This is a genomic window from Candidatus Thermoplasmatota archaeon (assembly GCA_030018475.1).
Lineage (GTDB): Archaea > Thermoplasmatota > JASEFT01 > JASEFT01 > JASEFT01 > JASEFT01.
The window spans coordinates 1-8,360 of record JASEFT010000057.1 but is presented as its reverse complement, the minus strand read 5'-3'; the positions used below and the strand labels follow the sequence as shown (position 1 = coordinate 8,360).

The following is an 8,360-nucleotide window of genomic DNA, read 5'->3' as shown; positions in this document are numbered from 1 at the left end:
AAAGAAACAATATTTTAGTAAACCTTCGGAAGTACTGAAAATATCAAAAGAATTAAAATTATGGAAATTAATTCGCTTAGAAAAAAACCAAACCGAAGAAAAGGTATAAACTTATCGCGTACAATAAAGAATCCGCGAGTTCGTAAAATTTCAGCGACAGTATTTATCTATCTAAAACAATTCTAAATAAAAGCTGATGCCTCGTAATTCATAGCGAGGTTCTTCACTTTCTCCGCTCAGCTATGTTTTTAAGTCCATACAAATTTACAGATGTTAATGGAAGTAACATATACCTCTCATGCAAAATTTAAGTTTGAATCGCTTAAAAAATATGGATTTGTGCTGACTCAACAAGATGTTGAGAAAGCAGTTAAAAACCCAGATAGAGAAGAAGTCGGACCATTTATTGTGCATTTTGATAAGAAAGGACTGCCAATTTTATTCGAAATTTTAGATGCTAGCGAGTTTCTTTCTCAAACAACAAAAATCACAATGAAAGCCAGAGAAGGCGAAAAAGTCGAGCTTACTGCTTGATGTCTCGGGCTTCAGCCCGGGGTTCTTCACTTTTATTTCCAGCCCTCAATGTACTCTTTCAGCAATCTAAGTGCTTCCTCAGCAATCCTCTCTTTTATTTCTTCTCTAGAGCCTACAAACTTAAATTTCCTGCATAACTCTTTTTCTTTTGATACGATTGCTACGAAAGCCTCGCCAAGCCTTTCTCCGCTAGGACCTGCGTAGCCAGTAACCCCCAACCCTAAATCGGTGTTGTTTAACTCCATCACTTTTTTAGCGAGCTCTAAAGTTATTTCAGCACTCACAGGACCAAAATTCTCAATTAATTTATCAGTTATTCCAAGTGCCTTCTTTGCCTTCTCAGTATAAGGTATTCTAGAATCTATCAAGAATCTACTCGCTTCAGGAACGTTTGTCAGCAAATTTGTTATTAAGCCACCTGTGCAAGACTCTGCAATTGCAAGACTTAAATTTTTGGTAAGCAATAAATTACTAACCTCATGCTCTAGGGCATAGACATCTGTTTTAGCAAGCGTTCTTATGCGCTCGCACCCTTTTATTTCATTTATTATTTGAGCTACTTGCTTGGGAACTAAATTTTCCCAGTTTTCGCTTTTCAGTATGCGCTTCCTTATTTCCCTGCCAGAATATTTCCTTCTATCGTAAACAGGCATGCTTTTCAGTTTATAACCTCTTTCCAAAAAAAGCTGTTTTGTGAGTGGATTATTAGTATATACTAAATCAAACTTAGGAGCTAAAGCTTCTACATGCGAAACCCAAATATCGTAGCGATTAACATCCTCGATAGGAACAATATAATAATTTGAAATTTTTTCTTGCTCTAAAGTTTTTGATATCATTAAATAGCGCTCGCCAGCTGTGAAAGGATTTTCTAAAGTATGGCTGTATTGAGCGCTCCCTATTCCTATAATCACAAACTCGCATTCTTTAGCTATTTTTTTGATTACAGATAAATGCCCTTTATGGAAAGGCTGGAAGCGCCCTATAATGAGACCTATCATTATAATGTAATGAGATTTAAGATTTATATTGGTTGCGCTAGCCCAATAATTTTTTTTTCACAATTTTACCGGAAATATACATTTTTAAGCTTGTAAGAGTTTGACTATTTTTGAGTGCGCTTGCAATTATTATTACGAGGAATTGTATGCTCAGGCACAGGAGAAGGCAAATATTATATGGGGCTCAAGCATTATCTTAAAGAATTTGAGGATAAGCTCGGCTTAGCTCCTTATCCTGGAACTCTCAATTTAAGGTTAAGCTCTAACGAAGTAGGTATTTTAGAAATTTTGAAAAAAGCAAAAGCTATAGTTGTAAAAGGATTTAAAGAAGGTGAAAAATATTTTGGGGCTGTGAGATGCTTTAAGGCTAATATGAAGGGCTTAAATTGCTGGTTAATAATCCCTGAAAAAACGCGTCACAAAAACATAGTTGAAATTATTTCAGGTGAATGTCTAAGGGAGAAATTTAAACTGAAAGATGGCGATGAAGTTGATGTAGAGGTTTGTTAAAGCTATGGTGCTGGCACGGTAGCTCCAAACCTTCTAGGCACTATCAAAGAAAGTTTCTCAAGCAGAGAAGATTTTTTAACACCTATCAAAGCGCAATCAAGAACTTCTTTTATAGTCTCTACCCCTATAACTTCAATTTTGTTCTTGTATCTCTCTTCTATAAGTACATCTCTTAAGTTTGCTTTTGGAATTATTATCTTTTTCAAGCCATTTTCTGCAGCAGCTTCAATCTTGGCAGTAATGCCTCCAACAGGTAAAACTTCGCCCCTCAGTGATAGCGAGCCAGTCATACCAACGGTTTGGTCTACTTCTACATTTTCAAGTGCAGAAATAACTGCGGTTGCAACGCTAATGCTTGCGCTATCACCTTCAACTCCCTCGTAAGTACCTATGAACTGAATATGGATATCATAATGGCTTATATCTTTACCTGTATATTTTTTAATAATTGCAGAAACGTTTTGCACAGCTTCTTTTGCGATTTCGCCGAGCTTGCCAGTTGCAATAATTTTTCCCTCAGCTCTTGAATGTGCAGGAGCAACCTCTGCAACAATAGGTAGTACAATGCCAGAGTATTCGCTTATACCTGTATCGGCACCTATGACGGCTAGACCGTTAACAGCTCCTATTTCCGTGCCTTCGGTTCTAAAGCTTCTATACTCTTTTCTTTTATCTATAAGTCTATCTGCAACCTGCTGCTCTAATGAGCGCGCTAACTTCTTTGCATCTAGCACGTCTTCAGCAGTAACTAAGATTTCCTCTTTAGCCCTCTTTATAGCTCCAGTTCTAGCATCTTCAGGCAGTGCCTTTATAAAGCGCTCCACAGCGATATCGCCAGCGGCTCTTATCAAGCCCCCTAATTCGCGCAGTCTGAGCGATAATTTTCCTTTGCAGCCAGCTCTCCTTTGCGCCTCTCTAACTATTTCTAGAGCAGCACTTTTATCAAAATGCGGTATCTTACCGTCTTTTACTACCTCTTGGGCGATAAACCTTATAAGCTTTTTTCTGTTATCATCATTATCTTCCATTAAACTTTTCATATATATTTCATAGCCATATCCTCTTATTCTGGAGCGCAAAGCAGGATGTATGCTTTGCACTGCATCTAAATTACCTGCAATAACAAGTACGAAATCGCAAGGTACCGGCTGAGTTTTAACTAAAGCTCCGGCACTGCGCTCACTTTGGCCACTTATAGGAAATTGTTTTTCTTGTAATGCAGTAAGCAAGTTCTGCTGGTCTTCCTGCCTAATAGTGTTGATTTCATCTATAAACAGTACTCCTTTGTTGGCTTTGTGAATAGCGCCTACCTCCACCCTTTCATGAGGAGGTGTTTCTAAGCCGCCTGATTGGTAAGGATCATGCCTAACGTCCCCGAGCAAAGCGCCTGCATGAGCGCCTGTGGAGTCTATAAAAGGAGGATTGTCTTTCTCAGTATGAGAGACTAGAATTTTAGGTATTAACTCTCTACTCGCTCTTCTACTTGGCAATCTCATTACAAGAATTAAGAATAAAACTGCAACAATACTCACTATAACTATCATGTAATCTTTAGTATAGAAAGCCCATAAAACTGCAAGCAGGATAACAAAAAAACCTATTGAAAGGAGCATAGAATCTTTTTGAGCTTTTCTTCTTAGCGCTTCAACTCTCTCAGCAGCTACAATACTTTTACCTTTTCCGCAAGGCAGTACTTTTATTTTAGGCTCATGAGGGTCCTCAGTGTTTGGGTACGCAAGGATATCTTGAAGCTCTTCTTTTGGTAAAAGCTCGGACATAGCTCTTGCAAGCATGCTCTTACCAGTACCTGGCTCGCCAACAAGCATTACATGACGTTTTTGCTCCGCTGCCTTCTTTATTACCTCTACCGCTTCCTCTTGACCTATTACTTGATCTACTAGTTTCTCAGGTACTTTCATCTCTTTTGTAGTTTTAAATTCTAGGGTATTAAACCACTCTTCCAGTGTTCCCATAATAATGTATAACTCATAGTAATTGTTCCCTATATAGTTTTCTGTGTGGTTAGATTGCGCTATTATCGTACGTTACACCTAAACTTTATATGGCAGTAGAAGAATTAGGTTTTAGTAAAAAGGTGTTTGTGTATGAGCGGTAAAAATGGAAATGAAGAAGAGTCTATTGAAGACTTGCCTGGCGTCGGTAGCGCAACTGCAGAAAAGCTTAGAGATGCTGGATACAGCGATTTGCTAGCACTTGCAGTAGCCTCCCCGACAGAGGTTGCAGAGGCTGCTGAAATAGGCGAAGCCACAGCTTTAAAAATAATTGCAGCGGCACGCAAAAGAGCTAAAGTTGGTGGCTTTGAGACGGCAGATGTAATTTACGGTAGACGTAAGGAATTAGTCAAACTCACATCAGCTTCTAAAGCTTTGGACGAGCTTTTAGGCGGAGGCTTTGAAACACAGGCTATAACAGAGCTTTTCGGTGAGTTTGGAAGCGGTAAAACTCAGCTGGCTCATCAACTTGCCGTTAATGTGCAATTATCCAGAGAACAAGGCGGCTTGGAGGCAGAGGCTGTAATTATAGATACTGAGAACACATTCAGGCCTGAGCGCATAGTGCAAATGGCAAAAGCTCTTAATTTAGAGCCTCAGAATGTACTGTCTAAAATACATGTAGCAAGAGCTTTTAATTCAAATCACCAGATGCTTTTAGTGGAGAATGCAAAAGAGAAAGCCAAAGAAATACCTATAGGATTACTTGTAGTCGACTCTTTAACAGCTCATTTCAGAGCTGAGTATTTGGGTAGAGGAGCGCTGGCTAGTAGACAGCAGAAGCTCAATAGATATATGCACGATTTGCAAAGATTTGCAGATTTAAATAACGCAGTAGTTATAGTTACAAATCAGGTTTTAGCAAATCCAGGCTTAATGTTTGGCGACCCTACAAGACCTATAGGAGGGCATATAGTGGCGCACACGTCTACTTTTAGAATATACTTACGTAAGAGCAAAGCGCCTAAAAGAATTGCTAGACTTGTAGATTCTCCACACTTACCTGAGAGTGAAGTTGTGTTCAGTATAAACGAAGAAGGAATAAGAGACTGAAATTGAGGAGTTAAAACTCTATGGGCACGGCAACTGCAATACTAGTAGTGGGCGTAACTATGATTGTAAGTGTCCTCCTACTAATAACAGGTTTCGGATTGATATTTTTTAAAGTTAGCAAGGAGATTAGCAGGAAGAAGCAATTGTGGCTTGATTGCTATCTTAAATATGAGGATTGGGGTAAGTGCGAAAGAATAATAACAGAGTTGGAAAGAAGATCCTAACATTTTTATTCGAGCTTTAGAAAAAGATATATCCTATCAGTGCGTTTTGAGATTTCATGGCGCTTGATTTTAAAGCGATAGAGCGGAGATGGCAGAGTAAATGGGAAGAGACAAGAATTTTCGAAGCTGATGTAGATATTAAAAAACCCAAATATTTTATTACTTACCCATACCCTTACATGAACGGCTATCTGCACATAGGGCATGCTTTTACACTGCTGCGATGCGAAATACTTGCAAGATATAAAAGGATGAGAGGTTTTAACGTGCTATTCCCTTTTGCATTTCACTGTACAGGAACGCCTATTGTAGCAGCTGCCGCTAGAATAAAAGAAAATGAAAAGGAGCAGATTGAAATTTTAAGAGATATGGGTATAACTGAGCAAGAAATACCTAAATTTAAAGACCCTATATATTGGACTGAATATTTTCCTAAATCAGCTGAAGAAGATCTAAGGAAGCTCGGTATTAGCGTAGATTGGCGTAGAAAATTTCTGACTACTTATTTAAACCCTTATTACGACAAATTTATTGAATGGCAGTTTAGAAAGCTGAGAGCCAAAAATTTGGTGGCTTTAGGAAGGCATCCTGTAGTTTGGTGCAGTAAATGCAACTCACCGGTAGGTGATCATGATAGACTTGTTGGCGAGGGCGAAGTGCCTGTAGAATTTGTGCTACTTAAATTCAAAATTGCAAACTTTTACTTAGTAGCAGCTACTCTGAGACCAGAGACAGTTTTCGGTCAAACTAATCTATGGGTAAACCCAGAGGTAGAATATGTAAAAATTAAAGTTGACAACGAAAATTGGATTGTAAGTAACGAATGCAGTAATAAATTAGCTATGCAAGGTTACGCAGTCAAGGTTATTGATAAAATCTTTGGTAAGGAGCTTGTCGGTAAATACTGTTTTGCACCAGGCATAGAGAAAGAGCTCATAATATTACCGTCAGAACTTTGCGATCCCAAAGTTGGTACAGGTATAGTTACAAGCGTTCCTTCAGATGCGCCTGACGACTGGGTTGCATTGCTTAGTTTGCAGAGAGACGAAGAAAAATGCAAAAAGCAAGGGCTTGATTACAAACTTGTAAAGAGTATTGAGCCCATACGGATAATAGAGACGCCTGGCTTTGGAGATTTGCCAGCTGCCAAAATTTGCGAGCAGTTAAACATTACAAGTTTGGAAGAGCGCAAAAAACTGTTAAAAGCTAAAGAGACTATTTACAAAGCAAGCTTCTATTCTGGAATAATGAAAGAGAATTGCGGTAAATATAGCGGGATGAGAGTAGAGACTGCAAAAGAGCTTGTCAAGCAAGAATTAATTGCTAAAGGTAGTGCTAATATAATGTATGAGCTTTCTGGAGAAGTTGTGTGTAGATGCCTAACCCCAAGCGCTGTAAAGATTGTAGAAGATCAGTGGTTTATTAAATACGGCGATAAAGCATGGAAATCAAGGGTTAGAAAAGCGCTAGATAAGCTCCGCGTCTATCCAGAGCATGCGAATAAGCAGTTTAGTTTTGTGGTTGATTGGCTTGAAGATTGGGCTTGTGCACGAGAATTAGGACTTGGTACTAGGCTGCCTTGGGATAAGAAATGGATAATAGAATCTCTATCAGATTCAACTATCTATATGGCTTACTATACAATTTCAAAATATTTAGATTATGAGAATGTTATTAAGCCTGATAAATTAAACGACGAGTTTTTTGAGTTTGTGTTTCTTGGCGTCGGTGACTCGCAAAAGTTAGCTTCAAAGCTGGGTATAACTAATGACAAACTTAAAGAAATAAGAGAGGAGTTTGAATACTGGTATCCTTTCGATTGTAGAATATCAGGAAAAGATTTGATTCATAACCATCTCACGTTTTGCTTGTTCACTCATGTAGCTATATTTCCAGAACGTTATTGGCCTAAATCTTTTGGAATTAACGGCTGGATTCTTGTAGACGGTGCTAAAATGAGTAAGTCAGCAGGCAATTTTTATACTCTAAGACAGGTGTTGGAAAAGTATTGTGCAGATATTATAAGATTTACATTAGGCTATGGCGGCGAGGGCTTGGAAGACCCTAACTGGTCTACTACTTTAGCATCTATCGTAGGTAAAAAATTAGAACAGTTATACGAGTTTGCAATCTCTTACTATGGTAAAGGCAGGGATGAATGGTACGACATCGACACATGGTTTGAGTCAATATTAAATCGCATAGTTAAAGATACTGTGAGCTCTATGGAAGAACTTAATTTAAAAACAGCGCTTGCTAAAAGCTACTTCGATTTACAAGCTAGCTTGAGATGGTATTTGAGGCGCAGCAATAATGTTGGTAATAGCGAGTTAACGAAAAAATTTATTGAAACAGAATTAAAGCTACTAACGCCTTTTATACCGCATTTGTGTGAAGAAATTTGGAATAAATTAGGGTTTAAAAATTTTATTTCTACAGAAGCTTATCCAACTTACGAAGAATCTAAAATTAATATTACTGCAGAGCGTTCTGAGAAATTACTTAAATCTGTTATTGAAGATATAGCTGAGATTCTTAAAGTACTGAGAATGAAGCCTAAAAATATTTTTATTTACACAGCTCCGGGTTGGATGTACAAAGTTTACGAAGAAGTGATAATAGAGCAAAAGGCTATCGATTTTTCAGGTATTGTAAAAAAAGCCATTACTGAGTTATCAGCTCCCAAAGCTGAGGCTCCAAATTATGTTAAAAAGCTTTTAGAATGGCTGAAAAGGTTAAATAAAGAAGAGTTGGAAGAGGCGAAAGTTTTAGTTGATGAGTACAAATATTTAAGTGGCGCAGTACTTTTTATTAGCAAAGAATTTAATTGCAATGTAAAGCTAATCTCTTGCGATGAGAAGGAAATATACGATCCAAAAGGGAGAGCCAAGCATTCTGAGCCTTTCAGACCTGCAATATATATAGAATAAACTCAGGGCTGGTGGTCTAGAGGTTATGATACCGCGCTTACAAGAAGCCTTTCTTTCTCTTTTCGGAAAAGAGAAAGAAACTCTTCAGGGAAAGAA

General features: G+C 38.1%; 7 protein-coding genes and 1 pseudogene. 5 read left to right on the top strand and 3 right to left on the bottom strand.

From position 1 onward, the window contains the following. Positions 1 to 276: 276 nt before the first annotated feature. Complete coding sequence (locus QMD21_06740; GenBank protein MDI6856456.1) at positions 277 to 534, top strand: hypothetical protein; 258 nt, start codon at positions 277 to 279, stop codon at positions 532 to 534. A 32-nt stretch (positions 535 to 566) separates the two neighbouring features. Here QMD21_06740 and QMD21_06735 read toward each other — a convergent pair whose 3' ends face one another. Next, positions 567 to 1,055: a CinA family protein gene (locus tag QMD21_06735; GenBank protein MDI6856455.1), complete on the bottom strand. Its 489-nt coding sequence runs from the start codon at positions 1,053 to 1,055 to the stop codon at positions 567 to 569. Then, positions 1,032 to 1,535: pseudogene (locus QMD21_06730) on the bottom strand (nicotinamide-nucleotide adenylyltransferase). Before QMD21_06730 ends, QMD21_06735 begins: the two are co-directional and overlap by 24 nt. Before the next feature lie 114 nt (positions 1,536 to 1,649). Here QMD21_06730 and QMD21_06725 point away from each other — a divergent pair. After that, a complete protein-coding gene (locus QMD21_06725) occupies positions 1,650 to 2,045 on the top strand; it encodes a CTP-dependent riboflavin kinase (protein ID MDI6856454.1) in 396 nt (131 codons plus the stop codon). Between the two features lie 2 nt (positions 2,046 to 2,047). On the opposite strand, the gene lonB is transcribed toward QMD21_06725, so the two are convergent. After that, the gene (gene lonB / locus QMD21_06720; GenBank protein ID MDI6856453.1) at positions 2,048 to 4,018 is read right to left on the bottom strand and encodes an ATP-dependent protease LonB; all 1,971 of its coding nucleotides are present in this window, start codon (positions 4,016 to 4,018) and stop codon (positions 2,048 to 2,050) included. A gap of 132 nt (positions 4,019 to 4,150) precedes the next feature. Here lonB and radA point away from each other — a divergent pair, with 132 nt between their 5' ends. From radA to leuS, 3 genes are read left to right on the top strand one after another with little or no spacing between them, the layout of a single operon-like run. Then, entirely contained in the window at positions 4,151 to 5,110 is a 960-nt protein-coding gene (radA, locus tag QMD21_06715; GenBank protein ID MDI6856452.1) for a DNA repair and recombination protein RadA, read from the top strand. Positions 5,111 to 5,130: 20 nt separating this feature from the next. Then, positions 5,131 to 5,334, top strand: coding sequence for a hypothetical protein (locus QMD21_06710; GenBank protein ID MDI6856451.1), 204 nt, complete (start codon positions 5,131 to 5,133; stop codon positions 5,332 to 5,334). Positions 5,335 to 5,390: 56 nt separating this feature from the next. After that, positions 5,391 to 8,264 (top strand): leucine--tRNA ligase, encoded by a 2,874-nt coding sequence (gene leuS / locus QMD21_06705; protein MDI6856450.1) that lies wholly within the window; start codon positions 5,391 to 5,393, stop codon positions 8,262 to 8,264. Positions 8,265 to 8,360 lie beyond the last annotated feature (96 nt).

What these genes read in the sequence shown, in the direction of transcription:
- QMD21_06740 (MDI6856456.1), top strand. Translation starts at nt 277, where the DNA reads ATGGAAGTAACATATACCTCTCATGCAAAATTTAAGTTTGAATCGCTT.
- lonB (MDI6856453.1), bottom strand. Translation starts at nt 4,018, where the DNA reads ATGGGAACACTGGAAGAGTGGTTTAATACCCTAGAATTTAAAACTACA.
- radA (MDI6856452.1), top strand. Translation starts at nt 4,151, where the DNA reads ATGAGCGGTAAAAATGGAAATGAAGAAGAGTCTATTGAAGACTTGCCT.
- QMD21_06710 (MDI6856451.1), top strand. Translation starts at nt 5,131, where the DNA reads ATGGGCACGGCAACTGCAATACTAGTAGTGGGCGTAACTATGATTGTA.
- leuS (MDI6856450.1), top strand. Translation starts at nt 5,391, where the DNA reads ATGGCGCTTGATTTTAAAGCGATAGAGCGGAGATGGCAGAGTAAATGG.